General features: G+C 37.4%; 19 protein-coding genes. 15 read left to right on the top strand and 4 right to left on the bottom strand.

Annotated features, from left to right (window positions below; translation table 11 throughout):
• Positions 1-1,240 precede the first annotated feature (1,240 nt).
• The 6 genes from F8B77_RS00560 to F8B77_RS00540 all read left to right on the top strand — a co-directional run bounded on the left by F8B77_RS00560 (position 1,241) and on the right by F8B77_RS00540 (position 6,846).
• Entirely contained in the window at positions 1,241-1,462 is a 222-nt protein-coding gene (locus tag F8B77_RS00560; RefSeq protein ID WP_151652787.1) for a hypothetical protein, read from the top strand.
• 251 nt (positions 1,463-1,713) lie between these two features.
• A complete protein-coding gene (locus F8B77_RS00555) occupies positions 1,714-3,024 on the top strand; it encodes a winged helix-turn-helix domain-containing protein (protein WP_151652785.1) in 1,311 nt (436 codons plus the stop codon).
• Complete coding sequence (locus tag F8B77_RS17445) at positions 3,008-3,481, top strand: PDC sensor domain-containing protein (RefSeq protein WP_167512722.1); 474 nt, start codon at positions 3,008-3,010, stop codon at positions 3,479-3,481. The genes F8B77_RS00555 and F8B77_RS17445 overlap by 17 nt, the downstream gene beginning before the upstream one ends.
• Positions 3,482-3,729: 248 nt before the next feature.
• Positions 3,730-4,902 carry a methyl-accepting chemotaxis protein gene (locus tag F8B77_RS17440; RefSeq protein ID WP_167512721.1) on the top strand — a complete coding sequence of 391 codons (1,173 nt, stop codon included), beginning with the start codon at positions 3,730-3,732 and terminating at the stop codon, positions 4,900-4,902.
• A gap of 580 nt (positions 4,903-5,482) precedes the next feature.
• The gene (locus F8B77_RS00545) at positions 5,483-6,022 is read left to right on the top strand and encodes a YaeQ family protein (protein WP_130045280.1); all 540 of its coding nucleotides are present in this window, start codon (positions 5,483-5,485) and stop codon (positions 6,020-6,022) included.
• 95 nt (positions 6,023-6,117) lie between these two features.
• Positions 6,118-6,846 (top strand): sulfite exporter TauE/SafE family protein, encoded by a 729-nt coding sequence (locus F8B77_RS00540; protein WP_167512720.1) that lies wholly within the window; start codon positions 6,118-6,120, stop codon positions 6,844-6,846.
• An 85-nt stretch (positions 6,847-6,931) separates the two neighbouring features.
• On the opposite strand, the gene F8B77_RS00535 is transcribed toward F8B77_RS00540, so the two are convergent.
• Positions 6,932-8,884, bottom strand: coding sequence for a BCCT family transporter (locus F8B77_RS00535; RefSeq protein ID WP_151652783.1), 1,953 nt, complete (start codon positions 8,882-8,884; stop codon positions 6,932-6,934).
• A 450-nt stretch (positions 8,885-9,334) separates the two neighbouring features.
• Between F8B77_RS00535 and F8B77_RS00530 the strand changes: the two genes are divergently transcribed.
• The 4 genes from F8B77_RS00530 to F8B77_RS00515 all read left to right on the top strand — a co-directional run bounded on the left by F8B77_RS00530 (position 9,335) and on the right by F8B77_RS00515 (position 16,744).
• Positions 9,335-11,371 (top strand): prolyl oligopeptidase family serine peptidase, encoded by a 2,037-nt coding sequence (locus F8B77_RS00530; RefSeq protein WP_151652781.1) that lies wholly within the window; start codon positions 9,335-9,337, stop codon positions 11,369-11,371.
• A 303-nt stretch (positions 11,372-11,674) separates the two neighbouring features.
• Positions 11,675-13,279 (top strand): BCCT family transporter, encoded by a 1,605-nt coding sequence (locus F8B77_RS00525; protein ID WP_151652779.1) that lies wholly within the window; start codon positions 11,675-11,677, stop codon positions 13,277-13,279.
• Positions 13,280-13,412: 133 nt separating this feature from the next.
• Complete coding sequence (locus F8B77_RS00520; protein ID WP_167512719.1) at positions 13,413-13,595, top strand: hypothetical protein; 183 nt, start codon at positions 13,413-13,415, stop codon at positions 13,593-13,595.
• Positions 13,596-14,170: 575 nt separating this feature from the next.
• The gene (locus F8B77_RS00515) at positions 14,171-16,744 is read left to right on the top strand and encodes an AAA family ATPase (RefSeq protein WP_151652775.1); all 2,574 of its coding nucleotides are present in this window, start codon (positions 14,171-14,173) and stop codon (positions 16,742-16,744) included.
• Between the two features lie 206 nt (positions 16,745-16,950).
• Here the strand turns inward: F8B77_RS00515 and F8B77_RS00510 are convergent, their stop codons facing one another.
• On the bottom strand, positions 16,951-17,928 hold the full coding sequence (locus F8B77_RS00510; protein ID WP_151652773.1) for a phosphotransferase: 978 nt from the start codon (positions 17,926-17,928) through the stop codon (positions 16,951-16,953).
• A gap of 34 nt (positions 17,929-17,962) precedes the next feature.
• Positions 17,963-18,421 (bottom strand): RNA methyltransferase, encoded by a 459-nt coding sequence (locus tag F8B77_RS00505; protein ID WP_060990765.1) that lies wholly within the window; start codon positions 18,419-18,421, stop codon positions 17,963-17,965.
• Positions 18,422-18,515: 94 nt separating this feature from the next.
• Between F8B77_RS00505 and F8B77_RS00500 the strand changes: the two genes are divergently transcribed.
• Positions 18,516-18,989: a LabA-like NYN domain-containing protein gene (locus F8B77_RS00500; protein WP_130045289.1), complete on the top strand. Its 474-nt coding sequence runs from the start codon at positions 18,516-18,518 to the stop codon at positions 18,987-18,989.
• 163 nt (positions 18,990-19,152) lie between these two features.
• The gene (locus F8B77_RS00495) at positions 19,153-20,535 is read left to right on the top strand and encodes an alpha-amylase family protein (RefSeq protein WP_151652772.1); all 1,383 of its coding nucleotides are present in this window, start codon (positions 19,153-19,155) and stop codon (positions 20,533-20,535) included.
• A 264-nt stretch (positions 20,536-20,799) separates the two neighbouring features.
• Here the strand turns inward: F8B77_RS00495 and F8B77_RS00490 are convergent, their stop codons facing one another.
• A complete protein-coding gene (locus tag F8B77_RS00490; RefSeq protein ID WP_151652770.1) occupies positions 20,800-22,791 on the bottom strand; it encodes a methyl-accepting chemotaxis protein in 1,992 nt (663 codons plus the stop codon).
• Positions 22,792-23,094: 303 nt separating this feature from the next.
• Between F8B77_RS00490 and hinT the strand changes: the two genes are divergently transcribed.
• The 3 genes from hinT to F8B77_RS00475 all read left to right on the top strand — a co-directional run bounded on the left by hinT (position 23,095) and on the right by F8B77_RS00475 (position 25,297).
• The gene (gene hinT, locus F8B77_RS00485; RefSeq protein ID WP_130045292.1) at positions 23,095-23,445 is read left to right on the top strand and encodes a purine nucleoside phosphoramidase; all 351 of its coding nucleotides are present in this window, start codon (positions 23,095-23,097) and stop codon (positions 23,443-23,445) included.
• Positions 23,446-23,510: 65 nt separating this feature from the next.
• A complete protein-coding gene (locus F8B77_RS00480) occupies positions 23,511-24,908 on the top strand; it encodes a COG3014 family protein (RefSeq protein WP_151652768.1) in 1,398 nt (465 codons plus the stop codon).
• On the top strand, positions 24,908-25,297 hold the full coding sequence (locus F8B77_RS00475; protein WP_122035087.1) for a YcfL family putative periplasmic lipoprotein: 390 nt from the start codon (positions 24,908-24,910) through the stop codon (positions 25,295-25,297). The genes F8B77_RS00480 and F8B77_RS00475 overlap by 1 nt, the downstream gene beginning before the upstream one ends.
• Positions 25,298-25,326: the final 29 nt, after the last annotated feature.

The raw sequence follows: 25,326 nt of genomic DNA, 5'->3' as shown, positions 1-25,326 counted from the left end.
CGATAGCAAGGCCATACGTGGCCTTTATACTAAACAAATTGAAAGGGAACAGAACGGCTAAAATAACCACTTCTATGATTTAAGAAATACTCTCTGTAATTGGTAGCAAAAATAATGTCATTAAATGTTGAAACGGCATGACGAGCTTGCGTTTAACATTACACAAGGATGATCTGGGGGTCCATTCACTTTTTAAACTTCTAAAGAATCTTCCCACTGGACTATTATCCTAATAATTACCACGACGAGTCATGCATTGATTTATTTTAAATCGCCATAATTTTTTCCAGGCTTTAAACTTGTATAGTGAAAGCCATATCTTTATGCAAGAGTATATTTGATGGTTTTCCTCTTAACCTATACGCTATTTAAAGCGCCTTCACTGCAAGGTTATTATCAGGTGAAAGTGATAATGACCAATAAATCGATTTTCGTGAAAAAAATTAATAACAACAGAAAATAAAATCTTCTAGTATCAATCCAAATGTAAGTGAGACCATCACTCCAAATTTTTTTTGTTGGTTAACATAAAATTGTCCTTTCAATAAATTAGGGGGAAATAAAACTTTCACGAACCGCTGTCTTATAAGTATGCTGTGGTATTTGCGCGCTTACTAAATTAAGTTATTTATTAATGCTCATAATCTCGAAGGCTTAAGTAATTGAGTGCCCTTGCTCAATTACAAACTGGGTAGCTTCTAATTTGTAGGTTTCCCTATTGTTCTTTCATGGGCGTCTGTCATTATGTAGACCTAGCTAAAAATGCTAATTAGCTGGCTAAATACACTATACCATAGCAGGCCTAACTGGTACTAAAATGAGCTATTTTTTATAAAAAAAACAAAATTACATTTCCGTAAGCTTATGTTTTTTAATGGTTAATTTTATATTTAATTAATCATAATTGTCATTTTATGCTTTTTTTGAAGCTAGAGAGTATTGTTTATCTAGGAATGAACGTTGTAGGGGATTTCAGCTACAGTTATAGAGGATTGTTCAATCGATAGAAATGGATTTTTGAATATTTAAATACTTCCAAGGTGTACGTAAATGAAATTAATTTTGTCAGAAGATGTTTTACTATTAATCGAAGCTTTATCGCAAAAAAAAATGCTAACTAGTGAAGAATTAGTTCATTTAGCTATAGTTACGTACATATCAAGAATGCAATCATTTGAGTAAGTACACGTCTTTTATAATCTTGGATGTTTATAATAATCGTTAAAATTTAGGAGTTTACATGAAATTTGAAGATACATTTATAGCACGCTCTACAGATAGCTTTATTGATGTTATTGATTCATTTGCATTCGATCTAAATAATAAGAATATTCACTGTTCATTTTATATGATTGAAAATGAATATTGGTTTTTAAAATTAATTAGAAAGGCATTTGAAAGAGGAATTAATAAGATTACATTCACTAATGGAATAAAATATACAGTTGAAGATTGTTTATAATGGCTGTTATAGGTTTCAATTCTGCATTAGGTCAAAATATTATATTTGAATTATAAATTCAGTTATTATTTTAGTGATGTTATTTGTCTATATTATTCAAAATAAACACCTTTTTATATATAAAACATAGTATGTATGTTTTTACTTATGATCATTATTCAACATCATTGTTGGACATTTTTAAGTTAATCTATGTTAAATTATCATTATTGTAATTATGTGCTAAACTCAAAATTTAGCGAGTTTTTTTTATGATAAAGATCAAATTATCAAAAAGTATTTACTTCTTTCCTGAACGTCATCTTATTATAATTAATAGTGTCGAGAATAAGATTGAAAAAAAACAATCAGATTTATTGTATTTTTTCATAAGAAATGAAAAAACTATTTTTTCAAAACATGACATATTAAATTTTGTTTGGGAAACTGTTGTTAGTGATCAGGTTGTATCCCAAGCAATATTTAATTTAAGAAGGGTTTTTAAAGAAAATAATGTAAAGTTTCCAATTATCACTATTCATCAAAAAGGTTACACTTATGAGCCTAGTGTTTTTGATGATGTAGAGCGACAAAGTACATTTATACATTTAAAATCCAATCGTTATGTTATATTTTCATGTCTTGTTTTTTTACTGTTAATATCGTGTTTAAATGTATATTTTATTGAAAGAAATAAACATGAAATATGTCAAATTATTGATTGTAATGATTTGGTTTATTTAAATGTCAATTCAGATGGAGACGTGGATAATGGAATATTAAGACTTTTAAAATGGCATTTTAGTGCTAGTAATCATGTGCATTTTTCTTCTTCGAATTTAGCTAAAGAATTATCTAGTAAAAGATTGGTTATTAATTTTGATGACGGTGAGATTAACTATGTTGATGATGAAAATAAAAGATCATCATTTGTTTTAAAATATGGGAATTATTTAAATAAGCATGATTTTATATCTTTAATGGTGAGGTTAGAAGAGGCAATTCTAATAAAATTTAGGCATGAGGAAATTAATGAAATGTATTCATGTTTTCCAGATAATCAAGAATCTTTAGATTTGTTTTTGTCAACTATTGGAAGTGAATATATATTTAGTAATGTAAATATTAACAAGCTTAATTTGGCCCATTCTATAGAAAACAAAAATAAATGTATAATTTCATATCGGTATTTATTGCGATTATTTAATGTATATCATGAATATGAAGGAAGTGATAATTTAGAGTTGGAAATAAATAAACTAAATAGTGAGTTTATTAATCACATGAATGATTTTAATTCAGAGGTATATAATGTTGTGGCATATGAAGCATTTTCTGCATATTATTTGTCAATTAATAAGCCATATAAAGCCTCAGCGTTTTTAGACCGAATAAAATTCACAGAAAATACTTTTATTGGTGTTTTTCTTAATGCCAAAGTTAATGATATTTTAAATAGAAAAATTATTGCAGAAGCCGAGTATTTAAAATTGTCTAATAGTATTAGTGAGTCTGATTTTGAAATAATGTCAAAATCATTCCCTCAAAGTGATTTAGGAGTAATAGATGAAATTAAAAAGTAAAGTTGTACTGATTACAATTATTATGTTTTTACTAATGGGTGGTTTCATTTCAGTTAATAGTTACTATGAAATGTATAAGTTAAATGATGAGTTATCAGTTAAATCACTAAATGATCGTTCCAAGTTAATAAGTCGAGCACTTGATGGTAAGCTAGACTCTTATTTTTCGGCAGTGAAAGCATTCGATACTGAATATAATAATGGAGTTTTAGATGAGACAGAAACAATTGAAAGTTTAAAAAAATTACAGGAAAGTCTTGATGTTCATGAGGCTTTTTATGCATCGATTGATGGTCATTATCTGTCTTCTTTCGGTGAATCAGATACAAGAAATGTAAAGGGAGAAGGAAGAGAATGGTTTGAAAGATCTTTACGCGGGGATAAAGATGTTATCAGTAAGCCTTATTTAAATGATAAAAACCAAAAAGAATTTTCAATCGCTATCCATATTATATAAATTCAAAGATTATTGGTGTCGTTGGTGTATCCATACTCGAGTATAAAATTAAAGATTTTATCTCTACCTTAACAAAACGAAATCAAGTGTATGTTATTGATAGTTCAGGTACTATAATTTCTTCTTATTACAAAAACTAAATTGATAAAAATATAAATGAAGTATATAAAAAACCTTATAATGAAGATGGGGACTTTTATGTTTTTTATAATAATAAAGACACCTTTTTAAGTGGAAGAAAACACACAATGTCCAGTTCATATAAATGGACAGTTATTGTATGTGAATTCGAAGATGAATTGAATTCAGTTTTAAACAATATGTTAATTGAAGCTATTTTATTGTTTTTATTTTTTATCATTGTTGCTATTGCTATTGCTATTGCTATTGCTATTGCTTTTGTTGTGTACGGTTTTGATAAATTTATTTATAAGCCTATCGGTGGAGAACCAAATTATATTTCAGAAATCCTTGAAAAAATGGCTACAGGAGCATTACCTAAAAAATTAAAATCTTCTAATAAAGATACTGGGATTTATAAGTCATTAGTTTTACTAACTAATAAACTCTCTGAAATATTACATAATAGTCATTCGATTTCCAATAGTGTATCTTCAGCCTCAGAAGAGGTTTCTACAGTAATGGTTGATACGGCTAGTAATTCTCAAGATGAGCTTGCTCAAATTGAAGAGATTTCAACCGCAATTAGTCAGTTGTCAAGTACATCAAAAGAAGTCACAGTAAATGCAACACATTCTGAAAAGGAAGTAGAAAAGGCAAAAGTGAGCGTATCAAATGGGCGCAAAGCAATTAAAGAAAAACTTGATAAGACCCATATGATGGGTGATTCAATACAAGTTACAGCACAGCTTGTTTCTGAGTTGAAAGCCGACGCATTAAATATAAGTGAGGTTACTGATGTTATTAACTCTATATCAGAGCAGACTAATTTACTTGCACTAAATGCTGCGATTGAAGCAGCAAGAGCTGGTGATGCTGGGCGAGGCTTTGCTGTTGTCGCAGATGAAGTTCGAACTTTAGCTGCGAAAACACAAGATTCAACACTTCATATTCAAAATATTATTACTAAATTGCAATCACAAGCAGAAAAAGTTAACGACAATATTTTGCAGAATGTCGGTGTTATTAAAGAATCAATGGACTTGGCTACAAATGTTGAATCTGCTTTTTTGCAAATTTCAGGTTCAGTTGATAACATTTCGGATATCAGTTCGTTAGTTGCTACAGCATCACAAGAACAACTTCACGTAATAGAAGAGATTGCTCAAAATACAATACGAACTTTTGATCTTGTTACTCAAAATGTATCGGCTATTAATCAAACACATCAAGCTACTAAAGAAGTATCGAAATTAGCGGTTGCACAAAAAGAAGAATTAGATTTTTTTAAAGTAATATAAATGTATTTTATTTTCTTAAAATTTATAAAGGTATACATAGATTAAGCGGACTATATTCGCACGGCAAAGAGATAAGAGCAGATTAGTGTTAAGTATTAATTGCAGTGGTCAAGAAAAACAGGTCGTGGTTTATAGTGCGCTGAGCATGATGGTGTTCTAAGAAGTCAAATATGAGAGTAGGCTATGGCAACTTGGAAAACCTAGCCTATAAAATAATAATCCTATGTTTCGACGGGAAGCGTGCCGCAGCAAATCAGTACAGTTTAAAGGCAGGTTTGAACCAATATAGTTTGATAAGACGCCGACTTTGGAGCTACCGACTGAAGCCAAGAAAGTGAAAATACAGCATAACGATGTGGTTACTCTGAGAAGGTGTCAGTGAGCGAAATGCTCACAAATTAGCGATGCCAGATAAAGTTAGTAGAAACTCTCAAGAACAGCCCAAGTGAACTATTCTCTTCTAAACGTATAATGGATGGAGATGGAATATATTCATTATTTGATCGGTAAATCAGACAGCTATAGCATACCAAGAAGAAAAGGGTACAATGCACCCAATTCTCAATACTTAGGAAAGCCAGTGGCTATCAAACCAACCATCTATAAATTCCGTGTTGCATTAACGGACATGAACCGTGATCACTACGATTCAGTAAACTTAACCATCGCTCAACACCCATCTGAGAACGTTGAACGTATGATGGCTCGCGTGTTGGCTTTTTGCTTAAATGCAGAAGAAAATTTAACGTTTACTAAAGGATTATCAGCGGTTGATGAGCCAGATATCTGGGTTCGTGAATATGATGATACCATTTCACTTTGGATTGATGCTGGAGAGCCAGATCCTGATCGCATGAAAAAAGCATCACGCCAATCAAAAGTGACTAAAGTGTACAGCTTTAACTCAAAATCTGATGTGTGGTGGAAGCAAAACCAAAGCAAGTTTAAGCAATACCCTGTAGAAGTGGTTCGTTTTGATTGGGAGCAGATCCAAGAGTTCTCCACTTTCTTAGAAAGAACGATGGAGTTCTCAGTAATGATTACCGGTGATTCAGCATTTATCTCTACGGTAAAAGGTGAGTGCGAAGTAACGTGGGAAACTCTGCAATCGGTTGAGTAATAATGAAAAGTAAATAGTGTAATACTGCTATTTCCTTTCTAAAATCTAGTTCATAATGCCTTCTATTATTTCCCCATAAATAGAAGGCATTTTTTATGGAATTTCCCCTAATCGATCTCGGTTTATTCTTTGCAATGTTCCTGATTTTTATAGGCTCATTTGTGCAAAGCGCCATTGGTTTTGGTTTGGCTATTGTTACAGCACCATTGTTATTTTTAATCTCGCCAAATTATGTGCCGGGCCCAATCGTAATTGTCGGTTTATTCTTATCCATTATTAATGCCTATAAATACAAGGCGAATGTCTCTTTTCGCGGATTAGGCTACGCATTTTTAGGCCGAATTCCGGGCTCTTTGCTTGGTGGTTTACTACTTTACTATGTAGATGCAAAACTGCTGTCTCTTTGGATTGGTGTAGTTGTATTACTTGCCGTTGCGATTAGCTTGCTTCCATTTCGTATTGAACCAAATAATTCAAGAATGACGATTGCAGGTTTCTTTTCAGGCTTGTTTGGCACCAGTTCAGGTATTGGTGGACCGCCAATGGCGCTGTTATTACAGCATCAAGAAGCAAATCTTATTCGAGCTAACTTATCCGCTTTCTTTGTGGTGAGTAGTGTTATCTCATTAGCGGTTCAAGTGCCTGCTGGGTACATGAGTTTGAATCACTTATATCTTACGTTGCCATTACTTCCGGCTTCGGTTATTGGTTATCTGGTCGCAATGAAAGTAGTGGATAAAATAGATAAAGAGACGATCAGAAAGGTGTCTTTGGTGATGTGTTCAGTATCAGGTATCGCAGCGATTGTGTTAGGGGTGAGGTAGCGGCTTGTAAATTAATGAAAAGAGTTAAAAAGAAAAAGGGTTAATGCCTGCATATTCAGTGCAGACATTAACCACAAAGTTAGAATTAACTTGGCGTATTCAATCTTGTTTTAATCGCCAGTTTTGCTTCTTCATTTGCTTGTTGTGCTTCGTCTTCGACTTTTTGACGCATTAGATCATCAAAGACAACACGCGCTTCTTGAGCAAGCTCAGACGCCGCTAACTTAGCATCTTTAGCATTCATTGAATCATCCGTTAGTTGACGTAATTTCTCAATGATCTCATCAGGAGCATCGCCTAGATCAACGCTTGATTCACCGCGAGCTAATGCTTCCTTACGTAATTGCTTTTTCAGCATCCAGATTGCGTCGTTTGCTTCACGTTCTAGATCTGCTGCTTCAATTGCGTTATCACGTAGTTGCTCAAAACGAGCCAATGCTTGGCCTTCTTTGCTCCATGGATCAACATCTGGTAAATCAGAAATGTTGATTACAGGATCTACGTAATTATCTTGGTGAGATAAGTCTAGCATTGCTGCTTTAACACCAGAGATCATTAGCATAACGGCGATAACTAATAGCGGTAAACCACCAACAATTGCTGCTGTTTGCAGTGTTGCTAAGCCGCCCATAAACATCAACGCCGATGGCATAAATGATAAAGTAAAGGCCCAGAACAGACGGTTCCAACGCATTGGATCTTCAGTCACGTTAGTTTGAACTACTGACGCTAAAATATAAGAGATAGAGTCAAACGTTGTTGCGGTAAAAATTACACATAACAGCGTAAATACAGCAATAACGAAAGTACTAAACGGCAGAGTTTCTAAAGTAGCGAAGATGGCACGAGTCGCGCCCTCGGAATTCAGAATCCCTACCACATCTAACTCACCCGATAACTGCAGTGATAAACCGTAGTTACCTAGAATGATGAAGTACATTGAACAGCCTAAAGACCCAAAGAACACCGCACCAGAAACCATTTGCTTAATTGTTCTTCCGCGTGAAATACGCGCAACGAACAGACCCATGCTTGGTGCAAATACTAACCACCATGCCCAGTAGAAAATAGTCCAATCTTGTGGGAAGTGCGTATCTTCAAACGTACCCATGCCACCAAAAGGTTCTGCCCATGTTGCCATCACAAAGAAGTTAGACAGCATACGACCGATTGAATCTAGACCGGTTTCCAGCATAAAGATGGTAGGGCCACAAACTAATACAAACAGCAGTAAACCTAACGCACCCCAGAAGTTAATGTTACTTAAAATCTTAATGCCTTTGTCCATACCCATGTACGATGAGTAAGCAAAGATAGCGGTACAAACCATCAGTACCAAAATCTGGCTGCCTGTTGTTGCAGGAATACCAAATAGGTAACTAATACCTTCGTTGATCAGTGGTGCCGCTAAACCTAATGTGGTTGCCGCGCCGCCTAATAAACCAAAGATAAACAGTACATCAATAACTTTACCTAGTTTACCAAAGCTGTTTGCTTCACCAATAACAGGCATTAAAGCAGCAGATACTTTTAGTACAGGTTGTTTACGTACATAGAAGAAGTAAGCGATTGGAATTGCAGGGATCATATAGATACACCAAGCAATTGGACCCCAGTGGAAAAGACCATAAGTTGCCGCCCAACGTACCGCTTCCTCACTGCCCGCTTCTAATTGAAACGGAGGGTTTTGGTAGTAGTAAGCCCATTCAATTGTACCCCAGTACAAAATACTCGCACCGATACCACCACAAAATAGCATAGCCGCCCAAGACGACAGAGCAAATTCAGGCTTTTCATCGGGATCACCCAGTTTGATTTGACCGATATCAGAGAAAACGATATAGATCATAAAGAAAAATGCCGCTAAACCTAGACCTAAATAGGCAAAGCCCAGTTTATCGGTCATGAATGTTTTAGCAACAGCAATCCACTCAGCCCCTTCCGCTGGGAATACCAGCAAAGGAATAACAACGGCACAAAGCAGTAATACTGCGCCGAAAAAAGTGGGTTTATCGATAAGCTCGAAGTGTTTTTTCATTTTTATTGACCGTAATAAAAACAGATTTAATGATTGAGTTCGCGCACCAACAACTCCCCATTCTGAATAGGATCAGACGGGTTTAACGTAAAATTAGTTAGAGTATAATGTAGTGTATGCGGACGGTTTATTGTGAGTAATATAGCGCTCGAAAGTTATCCAAATCACGATTGATGTGGATTCGAGATAAAATAGTGCTAATTCTTCAATCTGTCGATAAACTTTTTTCTTTATTTTATAAAAAGTGTGATCTAGGTTGCATAAGAATTTAATCACAAAAATAAGCTGATTAATAAACATTCTAAACCCTTAAATTTATCACTATAGACAGAACCGTAACACTTACAGTACCAATAACTAGACTTAAACCATCAAACAGTTGTATTCCTATTTTTAATGAGCGTATTCTACAAACAGATAACACAAACTAATTATAAATAGGGATGCATTATGATTTATCCTTTCACAAAACAAGACTCAACGGTTGACCACTATTTTTCTCATGCCATTGCTGATCCATATCGTTGGTTAGAAGACGACAGAAGCGAAGAAACAGAAGCGTGGGTGAATAAACAAAATGAAGTCACCTTTGATTATCTTTCTCATGTCGATTTTCGTGATGATATTCGCGCTTTAATCGCAAAAGGTCAGGATTACCAAAAAACATCACAGCCATTCAAGCGTGGTGATTACACTTACTTCTATCAAAATGACGGCTTACAAAATCAAAGTGTGTTGTATCGCTCAAAAGAGGGCGGAGAAATTGACGTTTTTCTTGATCCGAATACCTTCAGTGAAGAGGGAACCACTTCGTTAGGTGCGGTTAGCTTTTCTAAAGATACGTCATTAGTGGCTTATTCAATTTCAGAAGCGGGCAGTGATTGGCGCAAAATCTTCGTATTAAATACAGAAACCAAAGAGCAGATCGAAGCACCTATTATTGATGCGAAATTTACCGACATCTCATGGTTAGGTTCAAAAGGCTTTTACTATTCAAGTTATGACAAGCCAACAGGCAGTGAACTATCAGCAAGAACCGAGCAGCATAAACTCTATTTTCATGAGATAGGTAAACCGCAAGCAGACGATGTTGTGGTGTTTGGTGCCACAGAAGAAGAGAAGCATCGTTATGTCAGTGGCTATACAACTGAGGATGATGCGTACTTGGTTATATCAGCCGCGACATCGACCTCTGGTAATAAGCTTTATCTTGAGCGTTTAAGTTGCGAGAATCCAACTCGAATCACCGTATTAAGCCATACAGATTCAGATACTTACGTAATTGAAAATGATGACTCGCGCTTACTAATGTACACCAACCTAAATGCACCAAACGGTAAGATTGTTTCTTATAATGCAGCCACATGTGATTGGGTCGATGTTATTCCAGAGCAGCCCCAACCGTTAGATATTAGCGTTGGTGGAGGCACCTTATTTGCAACGTATATGGTTGATGTTCTTAGCCAAGTAAAGCAATACGATTTTTCAGGTAACTTATTACGAGAAATTGCGCTACCGGGTGAAGGCCAAGTCACAGGTTTTTCAGGCAAAAGAGAGCAAACCGATCTGTTTTTCACTTTTACTAACTATGTTACGCCACCAACGATTTACCAATTTGATGTGAAGACAGGCGATACTGAATTGTATTTAGCCTCAGCATCGCCTTTTGAATCTGAGAAGTTTGAATCAAAGCAAGTGCTCTATACCTCAAAAGATGGCACTCAAGTTCCAATGCTTATCTCTTATCGAAAAGGCATTGAGCTTGATGGCACCAATCCAACCATTCTGTATGGCTATGGGGGGTTTAACGTTAGCCTAACGCCAAGCTTTAGTGGTGTAATGGCCAGTTGGTTAGAGCTTGGTGGTCTGTATGCAATTCCCAATATTCGCGGTGGTGGCGAGTATGGTAAAGCGTGGCATAACGCAGGAACACAGCAACAGAAGCAAAACGTATTTGATGATTTCATTGCAGCAGCTGAATACCTAATCGACGCTGGTTATACCGACTCATCACATTTGGCAATTCGTGGTGGCTCAAACGGCGGTCTATTGGTTGGCGCGTGCATGACCCAACGCCCTGAGTTATTTAAAGTCGCGCTGCCGGCGGTTGGTGTGTTGGATATGCTTCGTTACCATACGTTTACTTCTGGAGAAGGCTGGGCGTACGACTACGGCACCTCAGCACAAAGTGAAGATATGTTTGAGTATTTACTAAACTACTCGCCAGTGCATAACGTGAAAGAGGGCGTTGAATACCCTGCGACATTGGTAACAACGGCTGATCATGATGATCGCGTTGTTCCTGCGCACTCTTATAAGTTTATTGCTGAGTTACAAGCCAAGCAATCAGGTGATAATCCAGTGTTAATTCGTATTGATGTCAATGCAGGTCACGGCGCAGGTATGCCGATATCTAAATCGATGGATTTAATGGCGGATGTGTATGCGTTTACGCTAAGCAATATGAAGGTGAATCCGTTTGAGTGATTTTGGTTTGATACTCAAATAGCCACGTTCGTAATAAAAGCAGAATGAAGATTAAGATTCATTCTGCTTTTTTCAGTTAGCTTAGAAAAAGCAACCGAAACACTCTAATCACAATAACCACCTGAATTGTGTTACAATTCGCCGCTTGGGATTGAGAAAAAGAGCAATTAATCACCTACCGTGGTGATTTTTATCATGTTTATTTACATGGTCCCGCTACTCAATCAAATAGTAATTGGATAAGGAGTTGTCCTTGTATTCGCCTAGCCGTTCGCTTAGTCGGATATCTGAACATTATCGTTTATGGGTTTTAAATCAGAAAAGTACAGTATTGAATCGACAGATTATGAAGTCGGTCAAGATAACATTAGTAAATGGGGCATGGATGTCCATAACACCGTTTTTATAGCCTCAGTCGGCTTATCTCTTCTCTTCATTATCACTCTTCTCGCATTACCACCAGCAGACGCAAAAGCCGCCATTGATTCTCTTAAAGGCTCTGTATTATCAAATTTTGACTTCCTCTTTATGTGGGGAGCTAACCTATTATTAATTTTAGCTATTATTATCGCGTTTTCACCTTTGGGGAAAATTCGCTTAGGTGGTGAAGGTGCAAAACCAGATTATTCAAAAGCCTCTTGGATCTCGATGCTATTTGCCGCAGGTATGGGTATTGGGCTTATTTTCTGGGGTGTTGCAGAGCCAACGGCGTTCTTTACCAACTGGTTTGGAACCCCACTTAATGTCGAACCTTTTACAGAAGCAGGTCGTGAACTTGCACTAGGCGCAACCGTCTTCCACTGGGGCTTACATGCGTGGGCTATCTATGGCATGACAGCACTTTGCCTTGCTTATTTTGTTTATAACAAAGGGTTGCCATTATCAATGCGCTCGGTGTTTTATCCACTATTAGGGGATCGCGTTTGGGGTAAAACTGGCGATGTGATTGATATCTTAACCGTATTAGTTACCTTGTTTGGTCTGGCAACGTCTCTTGGTTTAGGCGGCTCGCAAGCGGCGAGTGGTATTAGCCATGTTTTCGGAATGGAAAATAATATCTATCTTCAACAGGCTATTATCGTATTGATTATGGGCTTAGCTATTATTTCTGTTCTACGTGGTATGGATGGGGGCGTTAAGTTTCTTAGTAACCTAAATATGGTTATTGCCTTTATCTTCCTTGGTCTGATTGCTGTGCTGAACTTCACAACCGTATTGGATTCATTAGTTACCGCATTGACAGGGTATGTGAAGAACATTGTTCCATTAAGCCAAAACTCTGGCCGTGAGGATACCACTTGGTTGCACGGTTGGACGGTGTTCTATTGGGCGTGGTGGGTTGCGTATGCACCTTTCTTCGGTATGTTCGTAGCACGTATCTCTAGAGGCCGTACCGTTCGTGAATTCCTGCTTTGTGTCATGCTTATTCCTACAGTGGTAACAACCGCTTGGATGTCTATCTTCGGCGGCGTGGCTATTCAACAAGTTATCGATAAAGTTGGATTGTTGGGTACTCAACAAGGTATTACTGATGTCTCTTTAAGCCTGTTCCACATGCTAGATGCTTATCCGTTCGGGGATATTCTATCTTTTATTGCCGTAGCACTGATCATCGTTTTCTTTGTGACCACGTTGGACTCAGGCTCTATCGTTATTGATGGCATGACAGCGGGTGGTAAATTAGAAGTACCTGTTAAACAGAAGGTAGTTTGGGCTGTTATCTCTGGTGCTATCGCCATGATTATGTTGTGGATTGGTGGTACTGAATCTATTCAAGCGCTGCAATCCATCACCATTATTGCAGCAATGCCGTTTACCATTATTCTGTTGTTAGGCAGTGCAAGCCTACTTAAAGGGTTATTGACGGAAGTTGATAAGCCAAAAGCAGCGACTAAGCAAGTTAACTAATTAGGTTAGTTTGTAGTTAGATTAAGAGCTAAAGTAAAAGTTAGATCTACAATAAAACTCCCTGGTACTTTGTGCTAGGGAGTTTTTTTATAGAGCCCACAAATACTAAATAACAATGCAGTGGTAATAAATTATGAATATTAAGCCAATTAGAACGAAAGATGATTACAAAGCAGCGATGGCTCGAATCAGCGAACTCACTAGCGGTGATCCTGATGCATTACCTGATATTGAATTTGATGAATTAGAAGTTTTAACCATTTTAGCGGAAGCATACGAAAACGTTCATTATAAAATTGAAGCACAAGTCCAGTAGAAGCAATTAAATTTAGAATAGAGCAGCTTGGATTAAGTGATAATGACTTAACACCAATATTAGGGCGACGCAGCCGAGTGACTGAGATCTTAAAGAGAAAGAGACGACTTTCACTCACCATGATTAGAAACTTAAATCGTAAGTTGAACATTCCACTTGAGAGTCTTATTGGCGCATATCAACTTACTAAATAATCATCTAACTCTTGGTGACTACATTTAACTTCAAACGCTCCTATTTAGGGGAGTTTGAAGTTAAGTAAAACTAGGAGATGACTTTTCTGAATAAATCATAGCAATCGTGGAAGAAGCCAAAAGGTCTTCCATGTTTTAAACATTAATGAGTGACTTTGGGAAGGAAGGCAGTTTATTTTCATAATACATATTTATTACCAAGATGGAGTAATTTCAGGATTGTCTAGCTTGTTTCTGCCTCATAGTCAGTTAGAGTTAAGGTGTCTTCATATCCGATTAATGAGATTTTTCCTTACCTAAAGTATTGAAAAGTAATACACATCAAATATTTATAATCGCGGAGGTGTATAATCATGCTCATATGCATGAAGGGGTATATAAATGTCTGAGACAAAAAACGAATATTTGAATTTTCTAGAATCGAGTCTATGTAGCTTTTCTAAAAAAGAGAACGAAATCGCAAATCTAATATTTACAAATTTCGATACAGTTTCAAGTAAAGGTGTCGCTGCTGGTTCCAGAGGGAAATACGTATCAAGTTTGATATTAAACACTCCAATGGTGCCTTTCACATCACGTCGTAAAGAAACTTCGAAAAATAAGAAAAAAATAACTCGCCTTAATAAGCTTTCCATTAAAGGATTTCGTGGTTTTTCTGAGTGTAAAGATTTTGACTTAAGTAAGCAGTATAGTTTTATTTATGGCCCCAATGGTACTGGTAAGTCTAGTATCTGTGAAGCGTTAGAATACAAGTTAACTGGCAAGATACATGAAGCAAAATCAAAGAGATTTGATGATAGTGTATATACAAGAAATATAAAAGAACTCAATACCAATGTTAGTCTTTTAGTTGAATATTCTGATGGTTCAGTATCCGAATCAATAGCATCACCTGAAAACGAATTCATGTTTATTGAAAGGAATAGAATTGAAGGTTTTGCTCGTGTTTCTTCATATACAAATAGTGAAAAGCAGTCTCGATTATCTCTACTATTCGGACTTGATGAATTTAACAAATTTTGCACGGGCTTTAGTGCATCTATTAAGAATTATTTAGTCATTAATCCGGTAAAAAACCAAGAGCTGGTTATTGAAAGGAAAAAGGTTGATTCCTCAGAAGCAATAATAAGGAATAGTAAAGAGCAAATTAAGGGGTTTGAGTTAAGAAAAAATAAACTAATGGCAAAGTATCCAAAATTGAGTTTAGTTTCTGATGTGATTCAACAATTAAAACCTGACTCAGCCTTTATGACTAATCTGAATGACAAACTATCCAAATATAAAAAGGTAATCATAAGAGATCTTAGCCCACTAAATGGGTTAATAGTGAATGGAAACGAACTTAGTATTAAGCATAGCCAATGTATATTGTTGGAAAAAGAACTTAGCCAATCTGTTAATGAAATAAATTTCCTTGATTTATACAAAGCTATATCGGCTTTGAAGAAGGGAGCAGGTTGTTGTCCCTCTTGTGATACTCCTTTAGATAAGGTAACTAAGAATCCATTCGATAAAGCAAAGACCAAACTTATAGAGCTTCAAAACATAGCTAGAAAACAAGCTGACTTTAAGAGAATGAAGTCGACTATCGAAAACGATATATTGATATTTGTAAGCAAATTACAGAAGTACGAAATAGAAATCGATTTGAATTACAATAATGTCCCAACCGAAATTAATAATGTAAATAATAAATTAAAAGACACTTTGTCTAAATATGAAAAGGAGAATAAAGAAAATTCCCCTTTAATAAAAGAGATTGAAGAACTTAATAATCTAATAAAAAAATATGGTTTGGATCATACTGAAGCAACAACTATAAATGAGCTTTACCAAGAGTCTAATAGAGTTATAAAACAAGAAAAAAACAAGATAGATTCTTTTGATGAGCGAAACAAAACTCTAATATTGGAAGCTTCGGATGAATCTAAAAGAATAGACTTGATTGGATATTACGCAATAGCTTATGAAAAGCTTATTAGCAAGCTGCGAGATTATTCAAATAATTTACCGGGCATTATCGCTGGCGAGTTATCGAATACATCAATGGAAATATATAACAACATAAACAAACATCCGTATCCCCATGAAACTTTGATTGACCTCAGATTACCGAAAAATCCTTCCGAAAATATAATGGTACAGTTTATAGATGGTCAGAATGAAAATGCACTTAGAGTGTTAAGTGAAGGGCACTTAAGATGTTTGGGTTTATCTATATTGTTGGCCAAGTCGATAAAAGACGAACAGAGTATATTTATTTTTGATGATGTAGTTAACGCTATTGATGACGAACATAGAACTGGGGTTATCAATGAGATCGTCGAGACGAACAAATACAAAAAAAAACAAATAATAGTTACCACTCACGGCGAGGATTTTGTAAAGCGTTTAGAAAATCAACTTCCAAACAAGAATTTATCCAAGGTACTCAAGCGTTATGATCTAGTGAGAAATAAAAATGGGAGAGATATTGTTATCGCAGAAGACCAAAACAGACAATATTTGGAGAAAGCGCAGCACAGTTTAGATGCAGGTAAAACTAAAGATGGCTTAATGGAATGTCGGAGATCTCTTGAGGACCTTACTGACCGATTGTGGCGTAAACTTGGTAACGAAGGATTCAGTTCGTCAGTTTCAGTTAAGCTATTTGCTCCAGGTCGAAGTCCAGATTTGTATTCCTTAGTAGATGGTCTAATTGCTTTACTTAATACCATAGAAAAGAAACCTGGTGTTCAATCGTTTGTTCCTTCTAAGAGCGCATTAGAAGCCATAAAAGACAAAAGTAACAAGCATCAAGTTAATTGGACTCTGCTGAATAAAGGCACTCATGAGGAAAATCGTGATGAGGAATTCGACGAAAATTTAGCGTACGAGTTGCTGGGACTATTATTACAGCTAGATGAGTCAATTAAAAATTATGTACGACCTAAAGAGCTAAATGCTCTTAGTTAACTAGTACTTAGAATTTGTCACTAATAGGGCTATTGTCACTATTAGTGACTTGCTCCAGCAATACTAGACATCAGCTAAGCGGGTTTACCATACTTTAGTTAATTTATGGTTTGCTAAATTAGTCAATCCACTGACAAGATTCTCTCCAAAATTCAATTACCTGCTAAAATCCCCACAAAAAAGGTCGCTCTTTTGCGACCTTTTTCCTACAAAACCTTCAGCGCTCTCTCTTTAAGCCCCTCAGTATAGCCATTTATCTTCCAATGCTCTGGGCTCCAGCCTTTTACAAAGCGTTGAAAATCAGCCCAAGCAATGCAAAACAGTGGTCGCCACTCTTGCTCAATATCGTCACTTGCTTTTGTGTGACCTAAACATAATAGGGCGGTGTTAAGTTGCGTAAAGTAATGATCCAGTAATTCATTCTCAAGCTCCGCACAGTTTTCTGGCATAACGGCACTACTGATAAATAAAATCACATCCTTCATGCCACAGCCTTTTCCTATGTATTGGAAATCAACCGCAGCGACGTGTTCACCATCTTCAGAAAAACAGAAGTTCGCTAACTTAGCATCACCATGAACCAAGGTTTGGTAGCGGCTGTTTTTAAGTGTTTCATCAATCTTAACTGCGGTTTGCTTTAATGGTAAATCCGTTAAGGCTTCAAGCTCATCAGGGCGCGTGTCTAAATGCCAATACGTGCCAGTTTTCCATAAGCCAATTGGTTCAACATTAAGGTGTGCTGCATGAAAGTTTGCAAGCCACGTTAAACAGGCTTTGGTTTCATTTATTGAGGCGCTGGTTTGTAATGGTCCAGTTTTTACGATGGGAAATCCGCAGGTTGTTAAATCTTCCAGTACTAAGATTAGCTCGTTATCACGCTGCTCTACGTATAAACAGCGCGGTACAGGGCAATGGGTAGAAACTGCATTGGCGTAATCTTGATACCAATTGAGTTCCACTTGGTAGGAGTCGAGTTTACGCTGGTGTGATAAATCCGTATTCCAACCTCTAGGATGCACTTTAGGCTTGGGTAAGGTGATTTGTTTAATGATAATAGAAGAGGTGGGTGCATGGGTTAAATGCAAACGCACCAATTCCCCATATCCGCCCCACAAGGTTTGTAGGGTATCGGTTTGGGTAATTGATGCGTTTTCGAAACCCGAAATACGTGATAAATCAAACATGTCGAGTTCCTTTATTCATCTAGTGTAACGTAGATTATTTATGGTTTGAGAAGTTTTCGCCTTTTGCCATGCGATCATACATGATCACGTTCACAGCAGCGGCTAAGTTCATGCAGCCATTGGTTGGTACATAAATAGTCTCGCGGCAGAAATCTGTGATCTCTTTCTTCAATGTACCGTCTTCTGGGCCAAAAATGTAAAACGCACGTGGTGGGTGCTTGTAATCTGGCAGCGGTTTTGCGCCTTCAATAAGGTCAACCGCGACTGGCACGCAATCTAAAGGAATGATGTCTTTTAGATCTTCAACGCCAATTAATGGCACGTTAAGGTGCTGGCTTTTTGTATCCGTACAAAACTGTTTAGCGATATCGTAACGTCTGCCCGTGTAGAATACCGAGTTTACGCCATAGCAGCCTGCCGCTCGCATTACCGAGCCTACGTTTTCAGGTGTTTTTGGGTTTACCAATCCAATACAAGAGTAGCCTTTAGTCATTTTACCGTCTTTCCAATACAAAATTTGCGCGAAGTATACCTAAATTAAAGGGATTCATATAGACTCATTGGATAATTTCCTAGGAAGGCGAAATATGAAAACCGTTGCGATTCTTGTTGATGTACAAAATATTTATTACACCACGCGTGATGTTTACCAACGTCATTTTGATTACAACGCATTATGGGCAAAAGTGACCGATGGCCGTAAGGTGGTTGGGGCTAATGCGTATGCGATTGCGCGCAGTGATGACAAACAAAAGCAGTTTCATAATATCCTTCGTGGTATTGGTTTTGATGTAAAGCTTAAGCCTTTTATTCAGCGTCGTGATGGATCAGCAAAAGGCGATTGGGACGTAGGTATCACCCTTGATGCGATTGAGTTGGCAGAGCAGGCGGATATTGTGGTTATTTTATCTGGCGATGGGGATTTTGACTTACTCGTTAAGCGAATTCAGTCACGTTTTAATAAAGAAGTTGAAGTGTATGGCGTGCAAAATTTAACGGCTAATTCTCTTATCGAGGCGGCTGATCGCTTTATTCCAATTGAAGATAACTTGTTATTATAGAATAAGTTAATTGTTGGTGTTTGTGACGGTATCGTTATGAAGTACTGCTTATACTCCTCGTCTACGCCTTAGATCTCCTACTGGATTTTATAGAGTTAGGGAGGAGGGAAGGCAGATGGGAACTTTTTATAATTGAATGATGTTATGTAATGGATAAAAAATAATGGATCAGCAAACACAATGGCATTCAGTTGAAGTTCCTGCGATGAGTAATGTCATCCTACATGCTTTTGATTGGAATTATGACTACATCACAGAGCAAGCCGAATTGATTGCCAGTTTAGGGTATCGCTCAGTATTGGTGTCGCCTGCAATGAAATCATTACGCTTACCCTCTGGTTCAAAGTGGTGGCAGAGATATCAACCACAAGATTACCGCCTGATTGATAATCCTCTTGGTAACACGCTTGATTTTAAACGCATGGTTGAGCGATTAGCTGAACTAAGCATCTGGGTTTACGCTGATGTGGTGTTTAATCACATGGCCAATGAATCGGATATTAGGGCGGATCTTGAATACCCAAATCAATGGGACAGAGAGGATTACGCTCGTAACCCTGAGAAGTATGAAGCGTTAAAACTGTTTGGTGATTTATCAGAACCGCTATTTACTGAATCTGACTTTGTCGAAGCCTTTGGGATTGAGAATTGGAATGACAAATGGGAAGTGCAGAACGGCCGAATCTCAGGTGGGCCTCATGACCCAGGTTTACCAACGTTAGCAGATAATGCTCATGTTATTGAGCAACAACGTTCATACCTAAAGGCGCTAAAACAGATTGGTGTGAAAGGCTTTCGTATTGATGCCGCTAAGCACATGAGTTTAGAGCATCTTAGCAAAGTGTGGGATGATGAGATCACTCATGATATTCATATTTTTGGTGAGATCATTACTGATGGTGGTGCAACCAAAGAAGAGTATGAAACCTTTTTAAATCCATACCTAAAAGAAACAAAGTTAGGCGCTTATGACTTTCCTTTGTTTAATACCCTTTATCAAGCACTAGAAAAAGACGCCTCTTTTACAAGCTTAATTGACCCGTATATTTATGGGATGGCAATGTCTCCACTGCGCGCGATTACTTTTGCGACCACTCATGATATTCCAAATAACCAAGTGTTTCAGTCGCTTGTGATGAGTGAAGCAAATGAGTGGCTTGCGCATGCGTATTTGTTTGGCCGTGATGGTGGTATTGCTCTGATTTATTCTGAGCTTGATGTCAGTGGCATAAAAAATGGCGCAGGTGAGCCAAGATGGAAAGATGAGTGGTATTCTGAACGCATGGCAACGCTGATTGCTTTTCATCATGATATGTATGGTGAGCCACAAAAACACGTCGCTGCAAGTGATGATCATTTGATCTTCGAAAGAGGGGAAAGTGGCATCGTGGCAATCAATAAATCTGCCCATAATATTGAAGTGAATATGGCGGTAAAATCGGATGTGGTGTGGTTAGAAAGAACCTCGCACAACTATTACGCACCTCAACAGGGAAATCTTCGATTCTTTATTCCTGCAAACTCGTATCTGTTATTTTCACGTTAGCTATTGCTAGATTAGAGCCTTAATAAGCAGACATAAAAAAGGTGGATAACGAATCCACCTTTTTTGTTTTTGTCGCTTAGTTATTTGCTTAACTAACTAATACCAATCTACATAAGTATTTGATCATTCTTGCTTGTTAAAATTGATTATATCTGCGTTATAAATTTTGTAATTAGACCCACTAGTTACTGTAATTTATGCCTTGCTCTAATCGATTTTTCCTACGCAATTATCTGAACAACTACTTATCCAGAATGGTATAAGCTAAACCTTAAACTGATGCACGATATCACTTTGTTGGTGTGCCAACTCATTCAATGTTGAGCTGACATTGGCAATATCATTCATTGCGGTTTGGTTCTCTTCTGCAATGTGGCTAATGTCTTCAAGACTGCGTGCAATTTCAGTTGTGGTTGCACTTTGCTCGTTAGCCGCTTGAGAAATGTGATTACTCATGTGGCTTATCTCATCAATCAAGCTTTGGATCATTACCATTGCATTATTGGCTTCGTTTGTTTGAGTAACACTCTGCTGCATGTCGACTACACAGCTTTCAATCACGGTGGTGGTGGTTTTAGAGCTGGATTGAAGGTTGGCAATCATGACTTCAATTTCAGAGGTTGATTTTGCAGTACGTTGAGCAAGAATACGAACTTCATCGGCGACTACGGCAAAGCCACGTCCTTGCTCACCTGCGCGCGCAGCTTCAATCGCGGCGTTCAGTGCAAGTAAGTTAGTTTGCTCTGCAATGTTATTGATCACATCGAGAATAGAACCAATTTCCCCGCTGACTTTTTGTAAATTACCTACGGCTTGTACTGATTCATCAAGGCGGCTTGATAGCTGTTCAATGGTTTGCAAATTGCTTTGCATCACTTGTTGACCATGCTCTGAAGCGGCTTCTACTTCTTGTACTTTAAGTAGGGAGCTTTCTGAGCTTGAGGCAACTTCAACAACTGAGTGTTCCATTTGAGTCATCGCCGCGGCGACGCTAGTGGTTTGTTCGCGTTGATTTAGCAGTTGTTGTTTTGCTCTTTCAGCCGTTGAGCTGTTGTTTTGAGCAACCTCGGTCAATTCGTCTGAGGCACCACTGAGTTGCAGTAGTACTTTTTGTAGATTATCAGCCAGTGTATTAATGTGACGAGAAACTTGACTGAACTCAGTATTGTGTTTGGTTACAATTCGTTGAGTCATATCACCAGAAGTCAGAGACTCTAAAATCAGAAGCATATTCTTTAATGGTGTACGAACTGATGACGCAAGGTGATAACCAATAAAGGTCGCAAGCAATGAAACCACAACTCCTAATACAATCGCTTTATATACGCTTTGTTGGTAGATATCTTCTGCAACTTGCAGTGATTGCTGTAGGTCTTGATTTGCTAATTCATTAAATGAGGTTAACAAAACAAGTGCGCTATCAATTTGGTGAGCCAGATTAGAGATATTACTGTAAAGGGTATCGGTAGCATTTAGGTAAGCAAAGTGTGTATTTAGGATACCTTCTTTTTTACCGACTTCATTACTAAATTGATTAACAGATTTATCAAAGGTTTCTTTTAATTGCGGTAATTGATTGGCTAAACCACGATACGCGTAGTTTAAATGGGTAACGGCTTTTTTGTTTTGGTTAACGGCTTTTTTTACAAATTCAATATCGTTACTTGCTAGTGCGTCAGAGGTGATTAATTCGGCATCTTCGAGTTTAACAAAGTAACTTTTTGCCATCACTTTTACAGCAATGCTTTCTTGGTCGTTAACGTATTCCTTCATGCGAACACTTAATTCAGAAAAAAGGCGTTGGAAGTTACGGATTGCTTTCTGTTTTTCATCTTCAGCAAGTAATAAAGCTTGGTAGTTGTTCATAGCTACTCTAGCTTCGGTGAAATACGCTTGTTGAATAGCAGTGAGTTTTGTTCGTTGCTGAGTGCCGGTATTTTTTTGTTCTGCTACCGTTGTTAAGCGCTTAAAGGTTGAGTTAAAAGTGTCTTCGGCTGAAGTGAACTGTTCTCTTGATTGTTGCATTTGAGAAGGATCACGTGTCGTTAAAAAGTCCTTGAATGATTTATCTGCAGCAAGAAGGGCGACACTCGTTTCGTTAGATAAACTGACTAAAGGTAATGATTCAGAAGAAACGGTTTTCATTTGAGTGTGAATATTGCTCGTTCCGTTGAGCATTAGTATAACCGTCATTATAAACAGGACCACAATCAGTGAAAAGCCTGCATACATTCGACGTACTACCGAACTGTTCATGTTCTATCTCTCTTAATATAATAATTGTATTAAATGTAACACTTAGGCCTCAGTTGTGAGACTCTGTCTTAATATGATGACAGCATTATTGATAGTATGATTATTTAATATCGCTAATTGTGACGATATCTATAAAATCGACAATTCGCAGCGAGAGGTGACTCTCAAATTTTAGATAGGTTTTTATGTATTAAGATATTATTTGTGCTGAACTTATGATTCAAGTGATTGTTTTCGAGAAAATTGTGACGCATACTAGAGCTATATAGTAAATAAAAAACTGTGTTTTATTGGAGAAGATTCATGGCTGAAGAAACGATTTTTAGTAAAATTATTCGCAAAGAGATCCCGGCGGATGTGGTTTATCAAGACGATTTAGTTACTGCGTTTCGTGACATTAACCCGCGTGCACCGAGCCACGTATTGATTATTCCTAATAAGCTGATCCCGACAACAAATGACGTAGAAGCTGAAGATGAACTAGTTATGGGACGTTTATTTACTGTAGCTAAGAAAATTGCGATTGAAGAGGGTATTGCCAAAGATGGTTACCGTTTAATTGTTAACTGTAATCCTCATGGTGGCCAAGAGGTATACCATATTCATATGCACCTTGTGGGCGGACGTCCATTAGGTCCAATGCTATTAAGCTAATAGATCGCTAATATAAGGCTCCGATAGTTGGGGCCTTACTTTTTAATCAAGAGCATTCTATTTTAATGATATCGATATTAAAAAAAACCATTGTATTGTCTTTTACTCTGCTAATAACAGGGTGTGCGAATCTGTCTGTCGGTAATTTGTTTAGCCACTACTCGGCACAAACGGATGACACTTATCAGCTAGTTAAAAATGGTGACTCTAAACTTGCTTATAGTGAAGAGCCTATTGAAATCGGCGGTCCTATTCTCGATAACTTAGAACGTGGGCGAGTGGCTTTACTCAGTGAGCACTACACGGTCAGTAAATCTGATTTTGAAACCGCAGAGCAGGCGGCAAGAGTACAAAGCGATCAAGCGGTTATCTCTGTTTCAGATTCGGCGAATCAAGTTGGTTCGCTGGTAACGAATGATAATTTAATTGACTATAAACCGGCGGATTATGAGCTCGGTTATTTGCATTTGTACCTTTCACTGAATTATTTAAAGAATAATGATTTAGACGGCGCTTTAGTTGAAGTTCGTAAGGCAAACTATATTCAGGAACAAGCCAAAAGAGATCGTGAGAAAGACTTACGTTCTGCAGAGAAAGAAGCAAAAAAACAAGGTGTAGATGCGAATGTCGGCGCGATTTTAGCTAATTATCCTGATGTGGGTGATAAGCTGGCAGCGGTGCAAAATGGCTATTTGTTCTACTACTCTGGTTTGTTATATGAAACGAACCGTAATTATAGCGATGCGTATATCGACTATAAAAGAGCCTTAGCCGTTGCACCAAATAATAAGACGGTTATTGAATCTGTGCAGCGTCTCGCTCGACGTCTTGGTATGCGAAATGATATTCGAATGCTAGAGCAGAAGTATGGTGAATATCAGGTTCCTAGTCGAACGGATAGCCGTGTCATTATTATTGATGAACAAGGTATTTTGCCACAGCTTTCAGACTGGCGATTACGATTACCAATGTGGGATAGCCAAGGCAACTTTGTTCAATACAATCTAGCTTTGCCTTATTATAAAACGACAAACCGTGAAGTTTTCACGCCACTTAAAGTGAATGATAAAGCGTTAAATTCAGATCCTATCACTGACGTTACCTTGATGGCTCGCAATGATCTGAATGAGCGTATTCCTGCAATGGTTATTCGACAGGCTTTACGTGTTGTTGCAAAAGATGAACTACGAAAAACATCAAGAAACACCAAAGAGGAAGAGCTCGCTAATGCAGTGTTAACTATTTTTAACTCACTGACAGAGCAGCCAGATACGCGTAGTTGGCAAACATTACCGGGTGTGATTAGTGTAACGAGTAAAAAGATTGAGTCTGGTGAGAATCAAATTCAATATTTAGGGAATGAACTAAACTTTACAGTAAAAGATGGTCATACCGTGGTAGTTTGGGTCTCTAGGCAAGGAAAAGCGGTCACATGGTGGCATAAACAGTTAGGAGAAATATAATGAAGAAATGGCTTATCGTATTGTTACTACCATTGGCACTCGCAGCGTGTAGTTCAAGTCAAACCGCGGGTATTAGCGTAGACAGCAGTACTCAGAAAGTATTGTTTGGTGATAATGTACTTGGGCATCGTTTATCGGTTGAACAGATAAGTACCCAAGACAATAATGGCTTGGTTCGAGGTATTGTGTCAGTTACAAGTAAATTCTCAGGGGATCAACAACTTCAGTACCGTTTTTATTGGTATGATGCTCAAGGGCTAGAAGTGAATGGTTCTGATTCACCTTGGCGTACTTTTATTGTTCGTGGTTTAGATACAATGAGCATTCAAGGTGTGGCTATAAAGCCTGAAGCAACTCAATTCCGTGTTCAAATTCGTACATTAGAATAACCTTCTATAATTTAAGATAGAAACCACTT

The sequence above is a fragment of the Aliivibrio finisterrensis genome (genome assembly GCF_008933155.1).
Taxonomy (GTDB): domain Bacteria; phylum Pseudomonadota; class Gammaproteobacteria; order Enterobacterales; family Vibrionaceae; genus Aliivibrio; species Aliivibrio finisterrensis.
This window is presented reverse-complemented; position numbering and strand designations above follow the sequence as displayed.